The 20,297-nt window shown below is 70.0% G+C and carries 21 protein-coding genes and 1 tRNA gene; 17 read left to right on the top strand and 5 right to left on the bottom strand.

Annotated elements, in window-relative coordinates; all coding sequences use genetic code 11:
• Window positions 1–8: 8 nt before the first annotated feature.
• Together H9633_RS09920 and H9633_RS09915 are read left to right on the top strand one after the other, a co-directional pair.
• On the top strand, window positions 9–488 hold the full coding sequence (locus H9633_RS09920) for a MaoC family dehydratase (RefSeq protein WP_191713047.1): 480 nt from the start codon (window positions 9–11) through the stop codon (window positions 486–488).
• Window positions 485–1,288, top strand: coding sequence for an HpcH/HpaI aldolase/citrate lyase family protein (locus H9633_RS09915; protein WP_191713046.1), 804 nt, complete (start codon window positions 485–487; stop codon window positions 1,286–1,288). The genes H9633_RS09920 and H9633_RS09915 overlap by 4 nt, the downstream gene beginning before the upstream one ends.
• Before the next feature lie 2 nt (window positions 1,289–1,290).
• On the opposite strand, the gene H9633_RS09910 is transcribed toward H9633_RS09915, so the two are convergent.
• Both H9633_RS09910 and H9633_RS09905 read right to left on the bottom strand, forming a co-directional pair.
• Entirely contained in the window at window positions 1,291–1,875 is a 585-nt protein-coding gene (locus H9633_RS09910) for a histidine phosphatase family protein (protein WP_191713045.1), read from the bottom strand.
• A gap of 35 nt (window positions 1,876–1,910) precedes the next feature.
• Entirely contained in the window at window positions 1,911–2,759 is an 849-nt protein-coding gene (locus tag H9633_RS09905) for a Sir2 family NAD-dependent protein deacetylase (protein WP_071644422.1), read from the bottom strand.
• Between the two features lie 60 nt (window positions 2,760–2,819).
• Between H9633_RS09905 and H9633_RS09900 the strand changes: the two genes are divergently transcribed.
• On the top strand, window positions 2,820–3,629 hold the full coding sequence (locus H9633_RS09900) for a TrmH family RNA methyltransferase (RefSeq protein ID WP_191713044.1): 810 nt from the start codon (window positions 2,820–2,822) through the stop codon (window positions 3,627–3,629).
• Window positions 3,630–3,644: 15 nt separating this feature from the next.
• Here the strand turns inward: H9633_RS09900 and H9633_RS09895 are convergent, their stop codons facing one another.
• Entirely contained in the window at window positions 3,645–4,472 is an 828-nt protein-coding gene (locus H9633_RS09895; RefSeq protein ID WP_191713043.1) for an SGNH/GDSL hydrolase family protein, read from the bottom strand.
• Between the two features lie 105 nt (window positions 4,473–4,577).
• Between H9633_RS09895 and H9633_RS09890 the strand changes: the two genes are divergently transcribed.
• From H9633_RS09890 to H9633_RS09875, 4 genes are all read left to right on the top strand, one after another.
• Complete coding sequence (locus tag H9633_RS09890; protein WP_191713042.1) at window positions 4,578–6,320, top strand: DEAD/DEAH box helicase; 1,743 nt, start codon at window positions 4,578–4,580, stop codon at window positions 6,318–6,320.
• A 106-nt stretch (window positions 6,321–6,426) separates the two neighbouring features.
• Window positions 6,427–7,512, top strand: coding sequence for a VIT1/CCC1 transporter family protein (locus H9633_RS09885; protein ID WP_191713041.1), 1,086 nt, complete (start codon window positions 6,427–6,429; stop codon window positions 7,510–7,512).
• A gap of 93 nt (window positions 7,513–7,605) precedes the next feature.
• Window positions 7,606–8,061 (top strand): SRPBCC family protein, encoded by a 456-nt coding sequence (locus H9633_RS09880; protein WP_071644432.1) that lies wholly within the window; start codon window positions 7,606–7,608, stop codon window positions 8,059–8,061.
• Between the two features lie 12 nt (window positions 8,062–8,073).
• Window positions 8,074–8,787, top strand: a complete 714-nt coding sequence (locus H9633_RS09875) for a glycosyltransferase family A protein (RefSeq protein WP_318247255.1) — start codon at window positions 8,074–8,076, stop codon at window positions 8,785–8,787.
• 46 nt (window positions 8,788–8,833) lie between these two features.
• On the opposite strand, the gene H9633_RS09870 is transcribed toward H9633_RS09875, so the two are convergent.
• Window positions 8,834–8,918, bottom strand: a tRNA-Leu gene (locus H9633_RS09870).
• A 103-nt stretch (window positions 8,919–9,021) separates the two neighbouring features.
• Between H9633_RS09870 and H9633_RS09865 the strand changes: the two genes are divergently transcribed.
• Both H9633_RS09865 and H9633_RS09860 read left to right on the top strand, forming a co-directional pair.
• Window positions 9,022–10,317, top strand: a complete 1,296-nt coding sequence (locus tag H9633_RS09865) for a M20/M25/M40 family metallo-hydrolase (protein WP_071644436.1) — start codon at window positions 9,022–9,024, stop codon at window positions 10,315–10,317.
• Between the two features lie 52 nt (window positions 10,318–10,369).
• On the top strand, window positions 10,370–11,200 hold the full coding sequence (locus H9633_RS09860) for an undecaprenyl-diphosphate phosphatase (protein ID WP_071644438.1): 831 nt from the start codon (window positions 10,370–10,372) through the stop codon (window positions 11,198–11,200).
• Between the two features lie 4 nt (window positions 11,201–11,204).
• On the opposite strand, the gene H9633_RS09855 is transcribed toward H9633_RS09860, so the two are convergent.
• Window positions 11,205–12,050: a PAC2 family protein gene (locus H9633_RS09855; protein WP_071644440.1), complete on the bottom strand. Its 846-nt coding sequence runs from the start codon at window positions 12,048–12,050 to the stop codon at window positions 11,205–11,207.
• An 86-nt stretch (window positions 12,051–12,136) separates the two neighbouring features.
• On the opposite strand from H9633_RS09855, the gene H9633_RS09850 reads away from it, so the two are divergent.
• The 8 genes from H9633_RS09850 to H9633_RS09815 all read left to right on the top strand — a co-directional run bounded on the left by H9633_RS09850 (window position 12,137) and on the right by H9633_RS09815 (window position 20,294).
• The gene (locus H9633_RS09850) at window positions 12,137–12,814 is read left to right on the top strand and encodes an HAD family hydrolase (RefSeq protein ID WP_225211368.1); all 678 of its coding nucleotides are present in this window, start codon (window positions 12,137–12,139) and stop codon (window positions 12,812–12,814) included.
• The gene (locus tag H9633_RS09845) at window positions 12,811–13,821 is read left to right on the top strand and encodes a tRNA (adenine-N1)-methyltransferase (RefSeq protein ID WP_191713039.1); all 1,011 of its coding nucleotides are present in this window, start codon (window positions 12,811–12,813) and stop codon (window positions 13,819–13,821) included. Before H9633_RS09850 ends, H9633_RS09845 begins: the two co-directional genes overlap by 4 nt.
• 10 nt (window positions 13,822–13,831) lie before the next feature.
• The gene (locus tag H9633_RS09840) at window positions 13,832–14,743 is read left to right on the top strand and encodes a hypothetical protein (RefSeq protein ID WP_071644443.1); all 912 of its coding nucleotides are present in this window, start codon (window positions 13,832–13,834) and stop codon (window positions 14,741–14,743) included.
• A 53-nt stretch (window positions 14,744–14,796) separates the two neighbouring features.
• On the top strand, window positions 14,797–15,750 hold the full coding sequence (locus tag H9633_RS09835) for a helix-turn-helix transcriptional regulator (protein ID WP_191713092.1): 954 nt from the start codon (window positions 14,797–14,799) through the stop codon (window positions 15,748–15,750).
• Window positions 15,747–16,742 carry a helix-turn-helix transcriptional regulator gene (locus H9633_RS09830; protein ID WP_191713038.1) on the top strand — a complete coding sequence of 332 codons (996 nt, stop codon included), beginning with the start codon at window positions 15,747–15,749 and terminating at the stop codon, window positions 16,740–16,742. The genes H9633_RS09835 and H9633_RS09830 overlap by 4 nt, the downstream gene beginning before the upstream one ends.
• Before the next feature lie 26 nt (window positions 16,743–16,768).
• Entirely contained in the window at window positions 16,769–17,002 is a 234-nt protein-coding gene (gene tatA, locus H9633_RS09825; RefSeq protein ID WP_071644446.1) for a Sec-independent protein translocase subunit TatA, read from the top strand.
• Between the two features lie 62 nt (window positions 17,003–17,064).
• The gene (tatC, locus tag H9633_RS09820; RefSeq protein ID WP_071644447.1) at window positions 17,065–17,826 is read left to right on the top strand and encodes a twin-arginine translocase subunit TatC; all 762 of its coding nucleotides are present in this window, start codon (window positions 17,065–17,067) and stop codon (window positions 17,824–17,826) included.
• Window positions 17,823–20,294, top strand: coding sequence for a DEAD/DEAH box helicase (locus tag H9633_RS09815; protein WP_191713037.1), 2,472 nt, complete (start codon window positions 17,823–17,825; stop codon window positions 20,292–20,294). The genes tatC and H9633_RS09815 overlap by 4 nt, the downstream gene beginning before the upstream one ends.
• Window positions 20,295–20,297 lie beyond the last annotated feature (3 nt).

Below are 20,297 nucleotides of genomic sequence, written 5' to 3'. Positions count from 1 at the left end.
GCGCGAGCATGACCGATATCGTCCAGCGCGGCCTGTACTTCGAGGAGTTCGAGGTCGGCGCGCGTTATCTGCACCGGCCGGGTCGCACGGCGACCGAAGCCGACAACGTGCTCTTCACCACCCTCACCATGAACACGCAGGCGCTGCATCTGGACGCTGCGTTCGCCGATGCGCAGCAGCCGTTCGGCCAGCGTCTGATGAACTCGATGTGGACCCTGTCGACGATGGTGGGCGCGTCGGTCGCGCAGCTGACCCAGGGCACGCTGGTCGCGCAGCTGGGATTGGGTGACATCTCCTTCCCGCATCCCCTGTTCCACGGCGACACGCTGTACACCGAGAGCGTGATCGTCGACAAGCGACTCTCGGCATCCCGTCCCGGTCAGGGCATCTGCACGATCGAGCACACCGGGCGCAACCAGGACGGCGTCGTCGTGGCGACGGCGACACGCACCGCTCTGATGCTGTGTCTGCCGGAGGGCGAGCGATGACCCTCGACATGGGCCCTGCGCTGCTGTTCTGCCCCGCCGACCGCCCCGAGCGGTTCGCGGGGGCGCTGCAGAAGGCGGATGCCGTGATCCTCGATCTCGAGGATGCGGTGCTTCCCGATGCCAAGGCGCAGGCGCGGGAGAACATCGTCGCCGCCGACCTCGACCCCGGTCGCGTCATCGTGCGTGTGAACGCACCCGAGACCGCGGAGTTCGCCCGCGACGTCGGTGCGCTGCGACGCACGCCGTTTCGCACGGTGATGGTGGCCAAGAGCGACGACCCGGCGGCGTTCGATGCGTTCGGCGCCGAGTTCGGGCTGATCGCCCTGTGCGAGACCGCCCGTGGGGTGCACCGCGCCGGCGAGATCGCCGCCCACGAGCGCGTCGTCGGCCTGATGTGGGGCGCCGAAGACCTGGTGGCCTCGCTCGGCGGCTTGTCGAGCCGCTTCTCCGACGGGCGCTACCGCGACGTCGCCCGCGCCGCCCGGTCTCAGATCCTGCTCGCGGCGGGGGCGTACGGCCGCACGGCCGTCGACGCGGTGCACCTCGACATCGACGATGTCGACGGTCTGGCCGCCGAGGCCGCGGATGCCGTGGCATCCGGGTTCGGGGCGACCGCGTGCATCCACCCGAAGCAGGTCCCGGTGATCCGCGACGCATACCGGCCCGACCACGCGACGATCGCCTGGGCGGAGGCCGTGATCGCCGCCGCCGAGGGGGAGCGGGGGGTGTTCCGCTTCGAGGGGCGGATGATCGACGAGCCCGTGCTGCGGCACGCCAGAGCCGTCATCGAGAGGCGCTGAACTCAGACCGGGATCGTCTCGAGGAGGCGCAGCGTGCCGGGCTCGGCGACGAAGCGGTGCACCGAGCCGTTGTGCAGGGAATCGCCCACCCGGGGCAGCGACCCGCCAGACACGTGCATGAGCAGCGAGCGGATGACTCCGCCGTGGCTGACCACGATGATCGACTCCGCGCGCGGTGCCGACCGTCGACGCGAGGCGCGGACGATCCGCTCGAGCGAGTCCAGCGCGCGCTCACGCACCTCCTCGAGGGTCTCCGCCCCGGGGACGGCCGAGGTCCAGTCACTCCACGTCTTCAGGTAGTCCTCGACGAGCATGCCCTCGCCCTCGCCGAAGGTGCGCTCGCGCAGCCCGCGAGTGAGCGCCGGCGAGCCGAGGCCGAGCTCGTCGGCGATGATCTCAGCCGTCTGCTGCGCGCGCACCAGCGGACTCGCATAGATCGCGTCGTACCGCTCGTCGGCGAGGGCGGCGGCGGCTCTGCGGGCATCGTCGCGCCCGGTCTCGTTGAGCGGGATGTCGGTCGTGCCCTGGATGCGGCGAGCGAGGTTCCAGTCGGTCTGTCCGTGGCGTACGAGTGTCAGCAGGGTCACCACTCGAGCCTAGGCGACGCCCCGATGTGCACCGCTCAGAGAGCTCCGAGACGGGCGGCGAGCGCGGTGAGCACCTCGGTCGTGCCGCCCTCGATGACCTCGTCGGCCCAGGCATCCGCCCTCGTCGGCTCGTGATTGACGATCACGATCGGCATGTCGCGCCGTCGTGCGCGCTCGATCACGCGGATGCCGGAGTTCACCGTGAGAGATGTGCCTGCCACGACGAGCGCGGCCGAGGCGTGCACGAGCGATTCCGCGAGCGCGAAGCGCGCGGTCGGCACGAACTCGCCGAAGTACACCACGTCGGGCTTCAGCATCCCGCCGCAGATCTCGCAGGTGGGGATGACGAATCCTGCTGTGCTCTCCGGCGACACGTCGCCGTCGGGGTTCAGCACGATGTTCTCAGGAACGAGGACCCACGGGTTGAGCTGCTCGATGCGCTCGGCGATCGCCCGGCGGTCGTACACCTGCCCGCAGTGCAGGCAGAGTGTACGGTGCATGGTGCCGTGCAGCTCGATCACGCGGCGGCTGCCGGCGCGCAGGTGCAGTCCGTCGACGTTCTGGGTGACGACCCCGGTCGCCGCGCCAGCGCGCTCCAGCGCCGCGAGGGCACGGTGGCCGCCGTTCGGGTCGGGCGCGGTGAAGGCACGATAGCCGAGATGACCGCCGAGCCAGTACCGCCGACGCGCGGCCTCATCGGAGAGATACGTCCGGATGGTCATCGGGGTCGAGCGCGGTGGTGCGCCCGCGCCGCGGTACGCGGGAATGCCGGAATCGGTCGAGACACCCGCGCCGGTCAGCACGGCGAACGGCCGGTCCTGCAGCAGCCCGACCGTGCGCTCGACGGCGTCGGAGGCGGTGTCCGAGAGCTCGAGCGACTGCACCCCGAAAGTCTATGCGGAGGACGGCGCGTCGGGGCCGTCTCGACCTGACAGCATGGACGGATGCAGCTGCATCACCTCCGCGACGCGCACGACCCGGTGCTCGACGACTACCGCTCGCTCACCGACACGGCCCTGCGCCGGGTGCGCGAGCCGGCCGGCGGGCTGTACATCGCCGAATCGGCGAAGGTCATCGAGCGCGCTCTGCAGGCGGGGCACCGCCCCCGGTCGATGCTGACGCAGCAGAAGTGGACGGATGCCGTCGCCGAACTGCTCGGGCAGCGCGACGTGCCCGTGTACGTCGTGACCGACGAGGTCGCCGAGCAGCTCACCGGATTCGCGGTGCACCGTGGGGTCATGGCGGCCATGCACCGGCCCGAGCCGGCACGCCTGCAGCACCTGCTGTCGCAGATCGACACGGAGCGCTCGCGGATCGCCGTCCTGGAGGGGCTCACCGACCACACCAACGTCGGGGCGATCTTCCGATCCGCCGCGGCACTCGGCGTCGACGCGGTGCTCGTCAGCCCCACCTGCGCCGACCCGCTCTATCGCCGTGCGGTGCGCGTGTCGATGGGCACCGTGTTCCAGGTGCCGTGGACGCGGATCGACCGCTGGCCCGACGGCATCGACGACCTGCGCTCAGCCGGGTACCTCGTCGCCGGGATGACCCTGGGACACGGCGCGATCACGCTCGACGATCTCGTGGCGCAGTCACCCGAGCGGCTCGCGCTGATCTTCGGCACCGAGGGCGACGGCATCCGGCCCGAGACCGACCGTCTGCTGGATCGACGGGTGACGATCCCGATGATGGGAGGGGTGGACTCGCTCAACGTCGCAGCGGCGTCGGCGGTGGCGTTCTACGCGACGCGCTGAGCAGCGGACCCGCCCTCAGTCGAGGTCGCGGCGCAGGTACGGCATCGCGTCGGGACGCTTCGCGGCGATGGTGTCTCCAGACGACTGGTGCCGCAGACGCCGCAGCACCCACGGCACGAGGTGCTCGCGTGCCCAGCCGATGTCTTCGGTGCGCGCCTCGCGCCAGGTGCGCACCGGCATCGGATCCGGCTGCATCGGCTGCAGGGCGTTCGGCACGTTCAGCGCACGCAGCACCATGCGCGCGACCTCGTGATGGCCGAGCGCGTTCAGGTGCAGCCGGTCGTCGGCGAAGAACCGGGTGTCCTGGATCACCTTCAGCGCCCACTGATCGGCCACGATGCAGTCGTGGCGCTCGGCGATCGAGCGCACGTTCTCGTTGTAGATCGCGACCTTGCCGCGGAACGGCCGGAACACGGGTGTGAACTGCGTGTCGATGCCGGTGAACAGCACGACAGCGGCGCCGGTGGAGGCCAAGCGCTCGACGGCGCGTTCGAGCTGAGCGGCGATGTCGTCGGGGTCGGTGCGCGGACGGATCACGTCGTTTCCTCCGGCGCAGATCGACACGAGGTCGGGCTTCAGGGCGACAGCCGGCTCGATCTGCTCCGCGGCGATCTGGGCGATGAGCTTGCCGCGCACGGCGAGGTTCGCGTACGCGAAGTCGTCGACGTCCTGGGACAGCACCTCCGCGACCCGATCGGCCCAGCCCCGGTGACCGCCCGGCGCGCGGTGGTCCGGATCGCCGATGCCCTCGGTGAACGAGTCGCCGACCGCGACGAATCGTCGCCACGGATGCGGACCCTGGTTGGCGACGTACGGGGTGCGCGTCGAATCCTGATCGAGCATCGTCTCTCCTTCGACAGGAAGTGCCGGGGGCGCCCCGAGCACAGCATCCGAGCCTACCCCCGGCCTCGAACCGAACTGTCGGCGGGCTGGATTATCGTAGATGCGATGCTCTCTCCGTCCTTTCCTCAGCGCGCGCCGTGGGGTACCGCCGACAAGCTGAGAGCATGGCAGCGCGAGGCGCTCGAGCAGTACTTCCAGGCCGATCAGCGCGATTTTCTCGTCGCCGCGACCCCCGGCGCCGGAAAGACCACCTTCGCCCTGACGCTGGCGGTCGAGCTGCTGCGCATGGGCGAGGTGAACCGGATCATCGTCGTCGCGCCCACCGAGCACCTGAAGACGCAGTGGGCTGATGCCGCCGCGCGGGTGCACATCCGCCTCGACCCGCGATTCCGCAACAGTCATTGGGTGCCGTCGCGGCAGTACCACGGAGTGGTCGTGACCTATGCGCAGGTCGCCGCGAAGTCGTCGGTGCACCGCCATCTGACCGAAGACGCGAACACGCTCGTGATCCTCGACGAGGTGCACCACGGCGGTGACGCGCTGAGCTGGGGCGACGCGATCCGCGACGCCTACGGTCCGGCGAAGCGGCGGCTGCTGCTCTCGGGCACGCCCTTCCGCAGCGACACCGCGCCGATCCCGTTCGTCGAGTACCTGCCCGACGAATCGGGAGCACGGGTCTCCAGCACCGACTACGCCTACGGCTACGGGCGCGCCCTGGAAGACGGCGTCGTGCGCCCCGTGCTCTTCCACATGTACTCCGGGAAGATGCGCTGGCGCACGAGCGCCGGCGACGAGCTCGAGGCGCACCTCGGCCAGGACAACACCAAGGACGTCACCTCGCAGGCCTGGCGCACGGCGCTGGACCCGGAGGGGGAGTGGATGCCCGCGGTGCTGCGCGCCGCCGACCGGCGCCTCTCCGAGATCCGCCACCACGTTCCCGACGCCGGCGGGCTGGTGCTCGCCACGGACCAGACCGTGGCCCGCGCCTACGCGAAGATCCTGCACAGCATCACCGGGCAGCAGCCCACCGTCGTGCTCAGCGACGACGCATCGGCGTCGGAGCGGATCGAGCGCTTCAGCGCCGACGACCGGCGGTGGATGGTCGCGGTGCGCATGGTGTCGGAGGGTGTGGACGTGCCCCGACTCGCGGTGGGCGTGTACGCGACCTCATCCTCGACGCCGCTGTTCTTCGCGCAGGCGATCGGGCGCTTCGTGCGCGCCCGCCGGCGTGGTGAGGCGGCGAGCGTGTTCCTGCCGAACGTCCCCGTGCTGATGACGCTCGCGAACGAGATGGAGAAGCAGCGCGATCACGCGTTGGACCGTCAGACCAAGGACGACGACGGCCTCGAGGACTCGCTCCTGGAGAGCGCCAATCGCGAGGACGATGCGTCGGATGCCCTGACGCAGGAGTTCAGCTACCAGGCGATCTCCTCGCTCGCGCACTTCGACCGCGTCGTCTTCGACGGCAAGGACTTCGGCCAGCTGGCCGAACCCGGCACCCCGGAGGAGGAGGAGTTCATCGGGCTTCCTGGGCTGCTCGAGCCCGAGCACGTGCACGACCTCCTCATGCAGCGTCAGGCTCGGCAGAGCAAGCTGCGCCAGGCGCGTGAGGCGGCGGCTCCTCCCGAGCAGGAGTCGACCCTGCCGGCGCCGCTGCACCGCACCCTGCGCGAGCAGCGGCAGCTGCTCAACAGCCTGGTCGGCCTGTACGCCAGGCAGACCGGCGAGCCGCACGGTGCGGTGCATGCCGAGCTGCGGCGCGTGTGCGGCGGACCCGCCGTCGCGCAGGCGACCGTCACTCAGCTGCAGTCACGGATCGACGTGCTGCGCAAGCGCGTGCGCTCCTGAGCGGCCTGCGCTTCGGGCATCCGAAATCCTGTCAATCGCTGTCCTGACGCGGTTCCTGCGCGTGGCCGTCGATACCGTTGACTGTTCCCCACAGCACGGAGGATGCATGAACGCGCCCGCACAGCCCACCCCCGCCGATCGCCGGCAGTGGGCACGCTATCTGGTCGAAGAGCGCGCCGAAGGCGCCGTCTACACGAACCTCGCTGCACGTCGCCACGGAGAGGAGCGCGAGATCCTGCTCTCGCTCGCCGACGCGGAGCGCCGTCACGAGCAGCACTGGCTCGACCTTCTCGGGGGAGAGCCGCAGAGGCTGCCGAGGGCCGGCCTGCGCTCGCGGATGCTCGGCTGGATGGCCTCGCGCTTCGGATCGATCTTCGTGCTCGCCCTCGCGCAGAGCGCCGAAGCCCGATCGCCGTACGACACCGAGAGGTTCGCGACGGCCGCGATGCGCGCCGACGAGAAGGTGCACCACGAGGTGGTCCGCGGGCTCGCCGCGCGCGGACGCCGACGACTGTCGGGCTCGTTCCGCGCGGCCGTGTTCGGCGCGAACGACGGTCTCGTCTCCAACCTCGCGCTGGTGCTCGGCATCGGCGCCACCGGCGTGAGCGGCCCGTTCGTGCTCTTCAGCGGAATCGCCGGACTCCTGGCGGGTGCCCTCTCGATGGGTGCCGGCGAGTTCGTCTCCGTCAGATCGCAGCGCGAGCTGCTGGCATCCACCGAGGAGAACAGCGATGCCGATGCGAACGCGGGCGACCTCGACATCGACGCGAACGAACTGGCCCTCGTCTACCGCGCGCGCGGCATGGGTCAGGACGAGTCGCTGATCCGCGCGCAGCGCGTCGTGCAGGCCGCGCAGGCGGGCATCCGCCGCGACTCGACAGGACCGATCGGAACGCACGCCGACCACGAGGTGATCGGCAGCGACTGGGCCGCGGCGATCTCGAGCTTCCTGCTGTTCTCCTCCGGGGCGATAATCCCCGTGCTGCCGTGGATCTTCGGCCTCAGCGGCACGACGGCGATCATCGTCGCTCTCGTGCTGGTCGGGATCGCCCTGCTCGCCACCGGCGCGATGGTGGGCATCCTCTCCGGCGGGCCGCCCCTCAAGCGCGCCCTGCGCCAGCTGGCGATCGGCGTGGGCGCGGCGGCGATCACCTACGCGCTGGGGCTCGTCTTCGGCGTCGGCGCGGTCTGAGTCGACCCTCGCGGGCCCTGCCGTCAACCCCCTCCCGCGCCGCCCGCTGATCGGGCTCACTGGGAGGTCCATCCCCGAAGCGAGGAGTTGAAGATGCCCCAGATCATCGAGACCGTCGACGTGAACGTCCCCGTGACCGTCGCCTACAACCAGTGGACGCAGTTCGAGAGCTTCCCGCACTTCCTCGACGAGGTCGTCTCGATCACCCAGATCGATGACACGCACAACCACTGGGTCGTCAAGGTCGGCGGTGCGCAGCGCGAGTTCGACGCCGAGATCACCGAGCAGCACCCCGATGAGCGCGTCGCCTGGCGCAGCGTGGGCGGCGAGACCGAGCACGCCGGTGTCGTCACCTTCCACAAGCTCGACGACCGCACCACGCGAGTGACCGCGCAGATCGACTGGGACCCGCAGGGTCTGCTCGAGAAGGTGGGCGCACTGGTCGGTGCCGGTTCGCACGCGGTCAAGAAGGATCTCGACAACTTCAAGAAGTTCATCGAGGGCCGGGGCGGCGAGACCGGCGCGTGGCGCGGCGACGTCGAAGCCTGAGCGTCGTTGCGAGTGTCGGTCGTCATCCCGGTGCGGGATGACGCGGAGCTGCTGACGCGCTGTCTCGACGCCCTGCGCGAGCAGACGCGACCGGCCGATGAGGTGATCGTCGTCGACAATGCATCCTCGGATGCGTCGGCGGCGATCGCCGCGTCCGCCGGCGCGCGTGTGGTGACGTGTCCCGAGATCGGCATCCCTGCCGCGGCTGCAGCCGGGTACGACGAAGCCGCCGGAGACCTCATCCTCCGCCTGGACGCCGACTGCGTGCCGCCGCCGACGTGGGTGCACGACGCAGTGGCGTCGTTGTCCTCGACGGCGACCGTCGCGGCGACCGGCGGTGCGCGATTCATCGACGGACCGCGTGCCCTACGCTGGACGGCGGAGGTCTACCTCGGCGCGTACACGGCCGCCGCCGGCGCGGCGCTCGGACATCGTCCGCTGTTCGGCTCGAGTCTGGCGATGCGGACGGATGCCTGGCGCGCGGTCCGCGCCGACGTGCACCGCCACGATGCCGAGACCCACGACGACCTCGACCTGTCCTACCACCTCGGCGAGGTGGGGCGCATCGGTCGGATCAGGGGAGGACGGATGGGCATCTCGATGCGTCCGCTGTGGCGGGGTCGCGGCTTCCGCCGCCGGGTGAGGCGCGGATTCCGCACCGTGCGGATGCACTGGCCGGAGGACTTCCCGCCGTACCGCTGGCGGCGTCTGCGGGAGCGGAGCTGAGACGAAGAAGACCCGGATCCTCAGGACCCGGGTCTTCTTCGTTCTGTGCGCGAGGGGGGACTTGAACCCCCACGCCCTATGCGGGCACTAGCACCTCAAGCTAGCGCGTCTACCTATTCCGCCACCCGCGCAGATGTTCGCTGCCGAACGAAGATCGACTCTAGCACGCCCCGCGCACCTGTTCGAACCAGCCCGACTCCCGGGCGCGCCACCCGGGTTGGGTAGCCTGGGCACATGCCCGAGTCTGAGCTGCCCGAAGTCGTCCGCATCGCCCGCGACCTGATCCGCATCGACACCTCGAACTACGGGGGAGGCCGGGCGAACGGCGAGCGCGAGGCAGCCGAGTACGTCGGCGCGTACCTGACCGATCTGGGCCTCGAACCGGAGTACTACGAGCCGATCGAGCGGCGCACCAACGTCATGGCACGCGTGCGCGGCCGCGATCCCGAGCGTCCGGCGCTGGTCGTGCACGGGCACCTCGATGTCGTCCCGGCTGTCGCCGCCGACTGGAGCGTCGACCCGTTCGAGGGTCTGGTGCGCGACGGGATGCTGTGGGGGCGCGGCGCCGTCGACATGAAGAACATGAACGCGATGATCCTCACCGCGGTCGCAGACATCCTGCGGGCCGGCGAGCAGCCCGAGCGCGACCTGATCCTCGCGTTCTTCGCCGACGAGGAGAACGGCGGCGTCGAGGGCTCGGCCCTCGTCGTGCAGGAGCGTCCGGACTGGTTCGCCGGCGCCACCGAGGCGATCAGCGAGGTCGGCGGATATTCGATCACCGTCGACGATCACCGCGCCTATCTGCTTCAGGTGGGGGAGAAGGCGATGCTCTGGCTGCGGCTGGTCGCGAAGGGGCGTGCCGGGCACGGCAGCCGCTATCACGACGACAACGCGGTGACGCGGCTCGCCGAGGCGGTGGCAGCGATCGGGCGCACCCGCTGGCCGATCCGACTCACCCCGACGACGCGGGCGCTGCTCGACGGGCTGAGCGCCCTCACGGGCCGGTCGACCGACGACCCGGATGCCCTGGCCGCCGCGGCCGGTCCCGCCGAGGCGTTCCTGCGCTCGACGTTCCGCACCACGACCAACCCGACGGCGCTGACCGCGGGGTACAAGCACAATGTGATCCCGGAGACGGCAGAGGCGCTCATCGACGTCCGCGTCATCCCGGGGACCGAGGACGACGTGCTCGCCGAGCTGCAGCGCATCGTCGGGGACGACGTCGAGATCCAGACGGTCGTGCGCGACATCGGCATGGAGACCGCATTCGAGGGAGACCTCGTCGACGCCATGGTCGCAGCGCTCGGGCGTCACGACCCCGGAGTTCCCGTGATCCCGTATCTTCTGGGTGCCGGCACCGACAACAAGGCGCTCGCATCGCTGGGCATCACCGGATACGGATTCGCGCCGCTGCGTCTGCCCGCGGATCTGGACTTCACCGGGATGTTCCACGGAGTCGACGAGCGCGTCCCCGTAGAATCGCTTGTCTTCGGCCAGCGCGTGCTGGCCGATCTGCTGCGCGGCTGCTGACCAGCCCGCGCTCGCGACCCGTCTCCACCAAGCCCCTGTCAGAAAGCGACGCATGAACCTGCTCGAAGCGCTCATCCTCGGCATTGTGCAGGGACTCACGGAGTTCCTGCCCATCTCCTCGAGCGCGCACCTGCGCATCGTCGGCACCTTCCTGCCGTCCGGCGAGGACCCGGGCGCCGCGTTCACCGCCATCACACAGATCGGCACCGAGGCCGCGGTCGTCGTGTTCTTCTGGCGGGACATCGTGCGCATCATCACCCAGTGGTTCCGCTCCCTCACCGGGAAGGCGCCGCGCAACGATCCCGACGCGCGGATGGGCTGGCTGATCATCCTCGGCAGCATCCCGATCGTCGTGCTGGGGCTGCTGTTCCAGGACTCGATCGAGACGGTGTTCCGCTCCCTGTGGATCGTCGCGATCATGCTGATCGTGTTCGGTGTGCTGCTCGGCGTCGCCGACCATGTCGGTGCGAAGCGCCGCAAGCTCGACCAGCTCACCTACGGGCACGGCGCGGCGTTCGGTTTCGCGCAGGCGCTCGCACTGGTGCCCGGTGTGTCCCGCTCGGGCGGCACCATCACGATGGGTCTCTTCCTCGGGTACGAGCGCGCCGCGGCCGCCCGGTACGCGTTCCTGCTGGCGATCCCCGCCGTCTTCGGCAGCGGTTTCTACCAGCTGTTCAAGCACGGGGGAGACCCGGATCAGCATTTCGGGCTGGGTGAGACCTTCGCCGCCACCGGCGTCGCGTTCGTCGTCGCGCTCGGGGTGATCGCGTTCTTCATGAACTGGATCTCGAAGCGCAGCTTCCTGCCCTTCGTGATCTACCGCGTGCTGCTCGGCGTCGTCCTCATCGTGCTGCTCGCGACCGGCGTCGTGCCCGCCGTCTGATCGATCAGCGCTTGTCGAAGCCGTCGCCCCGGCGGCGCAGATAGCGCTCGAACGCCTGCGCGATGGCGTCGCCTGACGCTTCGGGGGAATCCCACGCGTCGCGGGTGCGCTCGAGCTGGCGGATGTACTCCGCCATGTCCTCGTCCTCCGCGGCCGCCGCGTCGATGGATGCCTCCCACGCCGCGGCCTCGGTGCGCATGTGCTCGCGCGCGGGGCCCACACCGGTCAGCTCCTCCAGACGATCCAGCAGCGCCAGCGTCGCCTTCGGCGACGGGGCGGCCGTCGCGACGTAGTGCGGCACGCTCGCCCACAGGCTCGCCGCCGGGATCTCTGCCTGGCTGAAGAACTGGTCGAACACGCTCAGGATGCCCACCGGGCCCTCGTAGCTGGACTTGTCCAGCCCGTGCACCTCGCGCACCCGCGCATCCTGACTCGAGGCGAACACCGAGATCGGGCGGGTGTGCGGCACGTCGGAGAGCATCGCCCCGATCGTGACCAGACCCGTGGCGTCGTCGCGCAGTGCGACATCCAGGAACTCGTTCACGAACGCCTGCCACGCGCGCGCCGGCTCGGAGCCGGTCAGCAGCCAGAGCTCGGGCCCGGCGTCGACGGGTCGGGTCGGCCGCCACAGCGTCGCCTCCGGCCACCGCAGCTCTCGACGCCCGTCGGCGTTCAGCTGCGTCGAGGGACGCGTGTACTGGTAGTCGAAGTACAGCTCGGGGTCGACGGCGTGCACCTGTTCGTACTCGCCGGCCGCCCGCAGGGCCGCGATCGCACCGCTGGCCGCCTCGCCGGCATCGTTCCAGCCGTCGAACGCGGCGACGATGATGCGAGAGCCGAGGACGTCCATCCCTCTCCTTCCGGAAGCCGAGTCGATCCCTCCAGGCTAGACCTCACCGTGAAGCGAGGCGCGTCGACCCGGCTAGCATGGGTGCAATGAGCAGAAAGCCCGCCGCAGTCCTGTGGGACATGGACGGAACCCTCGTCAACACCGAGCCCTACTGGATGTCCGTCGAGACGGAGCTGGTCGAGTCCTACGGGGGCACCTGGACGCACGACGACGCGATGCAGCTGATCGGCAGCGGTCTGCTCGAGAGCGGGCGCGTGCTGCGGGAGGCGGGGGTCGACCTCGAACCTCAGCAGATCGTCGACCTGATGACCGATCGTGTCGCGGAGCTCCTGCGCACGCAGGGGGTGCCGTTCCGACCGGGCGCGCGCGAGCTTCTCGCCGACCTGCGGGCGCAGGGCATCCCGACGGCACTGGTGACCATGTCGCTTCGTCGCATGGCGCTCGACGTCCTGGATCAGATCGACTTCCCCGCGTTCGACCTCGTCATCGCCGGCGACGAGGTCGACAGGCCCAAGCCGTTCCCCGATCCGTACCTGGCCGCGGCCGCCCAGCTGGGCATCGACATCGTCGACGCCGTCGTCATCGAGGACTCGCCGACCGGTGTGGCCGCCGGCGCGGCATCGGGCGCGGTCACCCTCGGCGTGCCGCACATCGTCGCGCTGGACGGGTGCGGTGCCGACGAGCTGTGGTCGACCCTCGAGGGCCGCACGACGGCCGACCTCGCAGACCTGCACGCCCGATTCGCGAAGGAGGGTGCTCGATGAGCGCCGCACGTCCCAGCGGTCCCTTCCGGGAGGGCGACCGCGTTCAGCTCACCGGACCGAAGGGGCGCCTGCACACCATCACGCTGCGTGCCGACGGCGAGCTGCACACCCATCATGGGGTGCTGCGTCATGCCGATCTGATCGGCCAGCCCGACGGATCCGTCGCGACCAACAGCTCGGGCCACGACTACCTGGCGCTGCGCCCTCTGCTCCGCGACTTCGCGATGTCGATGCCGCGCGGCGCGGCGATCGTGTACCCGAAGGACGCCGCGCAGATCGTCATGCAGGCGGACATCTTCCCCGGCGCCGTGGTCGTCGAGGCCGGTGTCGGCTCGGGTGCGCTGTCGTTGGCGCTGCTGCGCGCGATCGGCTCCGAGGGCACCCTCACCTCGTTCGAGCGCCGTGAGGACTTCGCCGAGGTCGCGAAGGCGAACGTCGAGACCTTCTTCGGCGAGACCCCCGCGACATGGCAGGTCGTGGTCGGAGACCTGGCCGAGGAGCTGGGCGCTCACCACCCGGCCGGCACGGTCGATCGCGTGGTGCTCGACATGCTCGCTCCGTGGGAGTGCATGGACGTCGTCGCTGAGGCGCTCACCCCCGGGGGAGTGGTGATCTGCTACATCGCCACGGCCACCCAGCTGTCGCGCGTCGCGGAGTACATCCGAGGCACCGGGCTGTTCACCGATCCGGATGCGTCCGAGACGATGGTGCGCGGCTGGCACGTCGAGGGCCTCGCCGTGCGCCCCGATCACCGCATGGTCGCGCACACCGGCTTCCTGCTCACCGCACGTCGCCTGGCGCCGGGGGCCGTGCCCCCCGAGGTGCGTCGTCGCGCGTCGAAGTCCAGCTACGGTGACGAGGACGTCGAGCTGTGGACGCCAGGCGCGGTCGGCGACCGTGAGATCACCGACAAGAACCTGCGCAAGCGCGTGCGGGAGGCGCAGAAGGCCGCGGGCGGCGCGCGGGTCGCGGCGGCGTCGCGCGAGGGCGAGCGGGCATCGGAATAGACTGGGGCGCGTGCGTAAAACGACCGCTGCCCTCTCGGCCCTCGCCCTCTCCACCCTCGTCCTGACCGGGTGCTCGGCCGCGGCGCCGACTTTCGACGGAGCCGCGTGCGAGCGCGACAGCTCGGCGGCGCTGGAGAGATCGGTGACGGTGACCGGAGATCTCGGCGCTCCGCAGGTCGAGATCGAGCTGCCCGTGCACACCGGAAAGCCCGCATACGCCGACATCATCACCGGTGACGGCCGCGCGATCACCGACAGCCGCCAGGAGGCGATCCTCACCCGGGTGCTGGTGAACGGCACGACCGGACAGACGCTGGACGCCCAGCTGAAGCTGTGGAGCCCGGAGTCCGCCGGCGCCGAGCTGTCGGGTGTCGACGAGGCGTTGGCGTGCGCGACGGCAGGCAGCCGCATCGTCGCATCGATCCCCGCTTCGGAGCTTCCCGAGGGCGCCGCGCAGCAGATCGGGCTCGATGCGAACGACAGCCTCGTCGCCGTCTACGACGTGCGCTACACCGCCCTGGCCAAGGCGGACGGCTCCGCGGTGTTCAACGACGCACCCGGCCTCCCTTCGGTGGTGCGCGCACCCGACGGTCGCCCCGGCGTGATCATCCCCGACACGGCCGCGCCGAAGAAGACGATCACCGAGACGCTGCTGCAGGGAGAGCACGAGAAGGTCGGCGACGGCACCGCCCTGATCCGCTCCACCTCCGTCGGCTGGACGAGCCGCAGCGTCGGCCAGACCACCTGGGACGCCACTCTCACCGGCACCGACGGTCTTCCTGCCGAGGTCGTCGACGCGGTCTCGAGCTCGCGGGTGGGATCGCAGCTGATGGTCATCGTGCCGACCGAGTCCGGTGACGACGCCACCGTGTACGTCGTCGACGTGCTGGGCGTCATCCCCGAGGAGCTGATGGGCCGGTGACGCCTGCCCGGATCCCCGCCGAAGAGCGCCTGACGAATCTCGTCGTGGCGCTGATGGCCACGGAGATCGGGCTCACCAAGCAGCAGATCATCGAGAACGTGTCCGGCTACCGGCAGCGCGTCGAGGCAGGCGCGAGGACCGATGCGCTGGAGAAGATGTTCGAGCGCGACAAGGACGAGCTGCGTTCGCTCGGCGTTCCGATCGAGACGATCGGCGATCCCGCCGATCCGCACGATCTGCGCGAGGCCCGCTACCGCATCCCGCAGGCCGAGTACGACCTGCCCACCGACATCGAGTTCACACCGGCCGAGCTCGCCGTGCTGCGTCTCGCCGGGAGCGTGTGGAGCACCGAGTCGGTGTCGATGGATGCCCGGTCAGGAGTGCGCAAGATCCGCGCACTCGGCATCGACGGCGACGAGCCGATCATCGGCTTCGCACCGCGCATCGCCGCCCGGGATGCTGCGTTCCCCGCGCTGCAGGAGGGGATAGAGCGCAGCAGGGTGGTCGTCTTCGAGTACCTCAAGCCGGGGGAGAAGTCGCCCACCCGCCGACGCGTCCGTCCGCTCGCGCAGGTGGAGTACGAGGCGCGCTGGCATCTGTTCGGGATCGACGTCGACGCGGACGCCGAGCGCACCTTCCTGCTCAGCCGCATCGTCAGCGATGTGAAGGTGACAGCGCAGACCTTCGACGTCGCGCTGCGTGAGGGCGCCGCGGCTCGTGCACTCGCGGGTCTGGAGGACGTCGCGGCCGCCCAGCGCGCCCTGCTCGAGGTCACGCCGGGCACCGAGGCCGCGCTGCGGCTCGGCCGTCGCGCCACACCGCGCGCACAGGGCATCGCCGTCGGATACGTCGACCGCGACATCTTCGCCGACGAGCTGGCGTCGTACGGGCCAGAGGTGCGGGTGGTGGATCCCGAGGATCTGCGCGGTGCCGTGATCCAGCGGCTTCGGGCGATCGCCGAGCGCCACGCCGCCGCCCTGGACGGCGCCGATCGGGAGGAATCATGAGCACCCAGGGCGCCCCGCTTCTCGCTGCCGAGCAGGTTCGGCTCTATCTCACCCTCGTGCCCTACCTGCTCGAGCGCGGGCAGGTGACGCTCGACGAAGCCGCCGCCGATTTCGGGGTGACCCGCGAGGCTCTCCGGGGGATGGTCGAGAAGCTGACGGTCATCGGCCTGCCCGGAGACTCCGGCTACTGGCAGCTGCCGCAGGAGATGTTCGACATCGATTGGGAGCTGCTCGACGAGCACGACATCATCGAGATCACCAACGACGTCGCGCTGCGGCGCGTGCCGCGTCTGACCGCGCGCGAGGCTGCTGCGCTGCTGGCGGGACTGCAGATGGTCGCATCCGTGCCGGCGGTTGCCGAATCGGGCCTGGTCACCGGTCTCATGGCCAAGCTGTCGCGCGGCTCGGCCGGTGCCCCACCCGACCTCGTCGTGGCGCCGGCCGCGGTGACGGAGGTGCAGCGCGTGGTCTCGCAGGCGCTGCACGACGGTGTCGCCGTGTCGTTCCGCTACCAGGCTCCGGACGCGCAGCCCACCACACGCACCGTCGATCCCGCTCAGATCCGCATCGACAACGGCCAGTGGTACCTGCAGGGCTGGTGTCACCTGCGCACCGCGATGCGCACATTCCACCTCGACCGGGTCAGCGACGCGCGGCTCACCGACATCCCGATCACGCACGGCGACGCCGCCGTCCCCGCCGAGTTCGGCGACGGCGACGGCCCGGAGGGTGAGGTGACCGTGCGGATCCCGGAGCGGCTGGTGCCGCTGATCGGATCGTTCCCGCAGGAGGAGGTCGATCGAGGCGCGGGCCTCGTGACACTCCGCATCCGGATGGCCGACCCGCGCGGCATCAAGCGCGTCGCCGCACGCTTCGGCGGTGCCCTCGAGGTGCTCGACCCGCCCCTCGCGCGCACGACGACCCGCGACTGGGCCGCGGCGGGACTCGACCTCTACAAGACGTCTGAGCGGCAGCACGCCCAGGTAGACTGACCGCAACCTCGATCTAGGAGTCCTTCATGCTCGGCAACCTCAACGGATGGCACCTGGTTATACTCCTCGTCGTCATCCTTCTTCTGTTCGGTGCGGCGAAGCTGCCGGCGCTGGCCAAGAGCATGGGCCAGTCGGCTCGTGTCTTCAAGGGCGAGATGAAGGCCATGCGCGAGGAAGACGCCGCCGACCCCGCCAAGAAGAAGGACGCCGTGAGCGACGTCGACCCCGACGCGCCCGCCGGGCCTGATCGCACAGTCTGATCAGCGTGGCTGCGGTAGATTCCCACGCCGCGAAGGACAGCCAGCCACGCGGCGAACGGCGCATGTCGCTGGGAGCTCACCTTCTCGAGTTCCGCAAGCGGCTCATGCTCGCGGCTGCCGGCCTGCTGGTCGGCATGATCGTCGCGTTCCTCATCACCGACCCGATCATCGCCTTCATCACCGAGCCGATCAACCAGGTCGCGAAGACGAGCGACACGCTCGTCGCGCTCACCTACGATTCGGTCACGGCGCCGTTCGATCTGCGGATGCGCATCGCCTTCTCCATCGGCATCTTCCTGTCGGCACCGATCTGGATGTGGCAGCTCTGGGCGTTCATCATGCCGGGGCTGACACGCAAGGAGATCAGGTACACGGTCGGTTTCCTGGGCGCGGCCCTGCCGCTCTTCTTCGCCGGATGCTACGTCGGCACGCTGGTCGTCCCGCACGTCATCGAGCTGATGGCATCCTTCACAGCCGAGGGCGCCACCAACCTGTACGAGGCGAAGAAGTACTACGACTTCGTCTTCAAGATGATGATGGTCATCGGCGTCGCCTTCGTGCTGCCCGTGTTCCTCGTGGTGCTCAACTTCGCCGGCGTCCTGTCCGGGAAGGCGATCCTCAAGGGATGGCGGGTCGCCGTGCTCATCGCGACCACATTCGCGGCACTCGCGACGCCCGCCGCAGATGTCGTGAGCATGCTGATGCTGGCCGGCATGCTCACGGTGCTGTACTTCGCGGCCGCGGGCCTCACCCTCCTGCTCGACAGACGGCGGCGCAAGCGACGGATCGCCGAGGGCCTCGACCCGGACCTGCGCACAGCATGAGTTCACCCGCCGAGCGCTATGCGGCCGCCCGCGCCGCGGCCGAGCACCCGCACACACAGGCGTTCGCCGCGCGGCAGCGCTTCGCGCTCGATCCGTTCCAGGTCGACGCCTGCTATGCGCTCGAGCGCGGCCGCAGCGTGCTGGTGGCCGCTCCCACGGGTGCGGGCAAGACGATCGTCGGCGAGTTCGCGATCCACCTCGCGATGCAGACGGCCGGCGATAAGGCGTTCTACACCACGCCCATGAAGGCGCTGTCGAACCAGAAGTTCCGCGAGCTGGTCGACGTGTACGGCGCGGATCAGGTGGGGCTGCTCACGGGCGACACGAACATCAACGGCAACGCGCGCATCGTGGTGATGACCACCGAGGTGCTGCGCAACATGCTGTACGCCGACTCCGACGCGCTGCGCGGGCTGCGCTACGTCATCATGGACGAGGTGCACTACCTCGCCGACCGGTTCCGCGGTCCGGTGTGGGAGGAGGTCATCCTGCATCTGCCCGAGCAGGTGCGCCTCGTCTCGCTCAGCGCGACCGTGTCGAATGCCGAGGAGTTCGGCGACTGGCTCGACACCGTCCGCGGCGACACCGACGTGATCGTGTCCGAGCTCCGTCCGGTGCCCCTCGAGCAGCACGTCCTCGTGCGCGATGACCTGCTGCCCCTCTTCGACGAGCGCGCGGGCATCGCGACCGCCCAGGTGAACCAGGAGCTGCTGCGCATCCGCTCGTTCACCGGCTCCCGCCACGAGAGCAACCGCCGCGCGCAGGAGCACCGCAGCAGCAGACACGCCGGCAGGGAGGCGCACCGGGCGCCCCGGGGCGGCAAGCGCCCCGTGCGGCCGTCGAACATGGGCCGCGTCGAGCGGATGGACCGGCCCGAGGTGGTGCGGCTGCTCGAGCGGGCGAACCTCCTGCCCGCCATCTTCTTCATCTTCAGCCGGGTCGGCTGCGATGCGGCCGTGCAGCAGGTGCGCCGCTCCGGCGTGCGTCTGACCACGCAGGAGGAGCGCACGCTGATCCGCGAGATCGTCACCGATCGCACCCGTGCATTGCAGGACGAAGACCTCGACGTGCTCGGCTTCTGGCAGTGGCGCGACGACCTCGAGCGCGGCGTCGCCGCCCATCATGCGGGCATGCTGCCCGCGTTCAAGGAGGTCGTCGAGGAGCTCTTCCAGCGCAAGCTCGTCAAGGCGGTCTTCGCGACCGAGACGCTCGCTCTGGGCATCAACATGCCGGCGCGCACGGTGGTGCTCGAGAAGATGGAGAAGTTCAACGGCGAGGCCAGGGTCGCCATCACGTCGGGGGAGTACACCCAGCTCACCGGCCGCGCGGGACGCCGTGGGATCGACATCGAGGGTCACGCGGTCGTCCAGTGGACCGAGAGCATGGATCCTCAGGCGGTCGCCGCCCTGGCATCCCGCCGCACGTATCCGCTCAACTCCAGTTTCCGACCGACCTACAACATGGCGGTCAATCTCATCGATCGGTTCGGCAGGGCACGGGCACGCGAGATCCTCGAGTCGTCGTTCGCGCAGTTCCAGGCCGACAGGTCTGTCGTGGGCCTCGCGCGCAAGGTGCGCGAGGCGGAGGAATCCCTCTCCGGCTACCGCGACGCGATGACGTGCGAGCACGGCGACTTCCTCGAATACGCCGCGATGCGGCGCGAGCTCAGCGATCTTGAGAAGAAGGACCGACGGGATGCCGGAGGGCGTGCCGCGCGTGACAAGCGCCTCAAGAAGATCCAGGGGCTGCGCACGCGCATGCGTCGGCATGCCTGCCACAGCTGCCCCGACCGTGAGGCGCATGCGCGCTGGGCGGAGCGGTACTTCTCGCTCAAGCGCGACACCGACCGCATCCGCCGACAGATCGAGACGCGCACCGGCACGGTTGCGCGGATCTTCGACCGGGTGATCGACGTGCTCCAGGTCGTCGGCTATCTCGACGGCGAGGGCGATCGCCTCTCGCTCACCGACGCGGGCCGCACCATGCGCCGTATCTACGGTGAGCGCGACCTGCTCGTCGCCGAATCCCTGCGCCAGGGGCTGTGGCGCACCCTCGACGCGCCGTCGCTCGCCGCGATGGCCAGCTGCCTGGTCTACGAGCCGCGGCGCGACGAGCAGAACATGGGGGAGCGGGGCCTGCCGCGCGGCGCATTCCGCATCGCGTACGACGCCACGACGAGGCTGTGGGCAGAGCTCGACGATCTCGAGCACGACTACTCGCTGCCGCGCACCGAGCCGCTGGCGCCGGGACTTGCCGCAGCCATGCACGCGTGGGCCCGCGGCGGATCGCTCGATCGGGTGCTGATCGACGCCGACATGGCGGCCGGCGACTTCGTGCGCTGGGCCAAGCAGACGATCGATCTGCTCGACCAGCTCTCGATCGTCGCCGAGGACGGCGACCTGGCCCGCACGGCTCGCCGAGCGCTCGACGGGGTGCGTCGCGGCATCGTCGTCTACACCGCGGTGTGAACC

The sequence above is a fragment of the Microbacterium commune genome, assembly GCF_014836945.1.
GTDB classification, from domain to species: Bacteria; Actinomycetota; Actinomycetes; order Actinomycetales; family Microbacteriaceae; genus Microbacterium; species Microbacterium commune.
This window is presented reverse-complemented; position numbering and strand designations above follow the sequence as displayed.

Excerpts from the sequence above, each read along its gene's own strand:
- H9633_RS09920 (WP_191713047.1), top strand. The coding sequence starts at position 9 with ATGACCGATATCGTCCAGCGCGGCCTGTACTTCGAGGAGTTCGAGGTC.
- H9633_RS09915 (WP_191713046.1), top strand. The coding sequence starts at position 485 with ATGACCCTCGACATGGGCCCTGCGCTGCTGTTCTGCCCCGCCGACCGC.
- H9633_RS09900 (WP_191713044.1), top strand. The coding sequence starts at position 2,820 with ATGCAGCTGCATCACCTCCGCGACGCGCACGACCCGGTGCTCGACGAC.
- H9633_RS09895 (WP_191713043.1), bottom strand. The coding sequence starts at position 4,472 with ATGCTCGATCAGGATTCGACGCGCACCCCGTACGTCGCCAACCAGGGT.
- H9633_RS09890 (WP_191713042.1), top strand. The coding sequence starts at position 4,578 with ATGCTCTCTCCGTCCTTTCCTCAGCGCGCGCCGTGGGGTACCGCCGAC.
- H9633_RS09885 (WP_191713041.1), top strand. The coding sequence starts at position 6,427 with ATGAACGCGCCCGCACAGCCCACCCCCGCCGATCGCCGGCAGTGGGCA.
- H9633_RS09880 (WP_071644432.1), top strand. The coding sequence starts at position 7,606 with ATGCCCCAGATCATCGAGACCGTCGACGTGAACGTCCCCGTGACCGTC.
- H9633_RS09865 (WP_071644436.1), top strand. The coding sequence starts at position 9,022 with ATGCCCGAGTCTGAGCTGCCCGAAGTCGTCCGCATCGCCCGCGACCTG.
- H9633_RS09860 (WP_071644438.1), top strand. The coding sequence starts at position 10,370 with ATGAACCTGCTCGAAGCGCTCATCCTCGGCATTGTGCAGGGACTCACG.
- H9633_RS09855 (WP_071644440.1), bottom strand. The coding sequence starts at position 12,050 with ATGGACGTCCTCGGCTCTCGCATCATCGTCGCCGCGTTCGACGGCTGG.
- H9633_RS09850 (WP_225211368.1), top strand. The coding sequence starts at position 12,137 with ATGAGCAGAAAGCCCGCCGCAGTCCTGTGGGACATGGACGGAACCCTC.
- H9633_RS09845 (WP_191713039.1), top strand. The coding sequence starts at position 12,811 with ATGAGCGCCGCACGTCCCAGCGGTCCCTTCCGGGAGGGCGACCGCGTT.
- H9633_RS09835 (WP_191713092.1), top strand. The coding sequence starts at position 14,797 with ATGGCCACGGAGATCGGGCTCACCAAGCAGCAGATCATCGAGAACGTG.
- H9633_RS09830 (WP_191713038.1), top strand. The coding sequence starts at position 15,747 with ATGAGCACCCAGGGCGCCCCGCTTCTCGCTGCCGAGCAGGTTCGGCTC.
- tatA (WP_071644446.1), top strand. The coding sequence starts at position 16,769 with ATGCTCGGCAACCTCAACGGATGGCACCTGGTTATACTCCTCGTCGTC.
- tatC (WP_071644447.1), top strand. The coding sequence starts at position 17,065 with ATGTCGCTGGGAGCTCACCTTCTCGAGTTCCGCAAGCGGCTCATGCTC.
- H9633_RS09815 (WP_191713037.1), top strand. The coding sequence starts at position 17,823 with ATGAGTTCACCCGCCGAGCGCTATGCGGCCGCCCGCGCCGCGGCCGAG.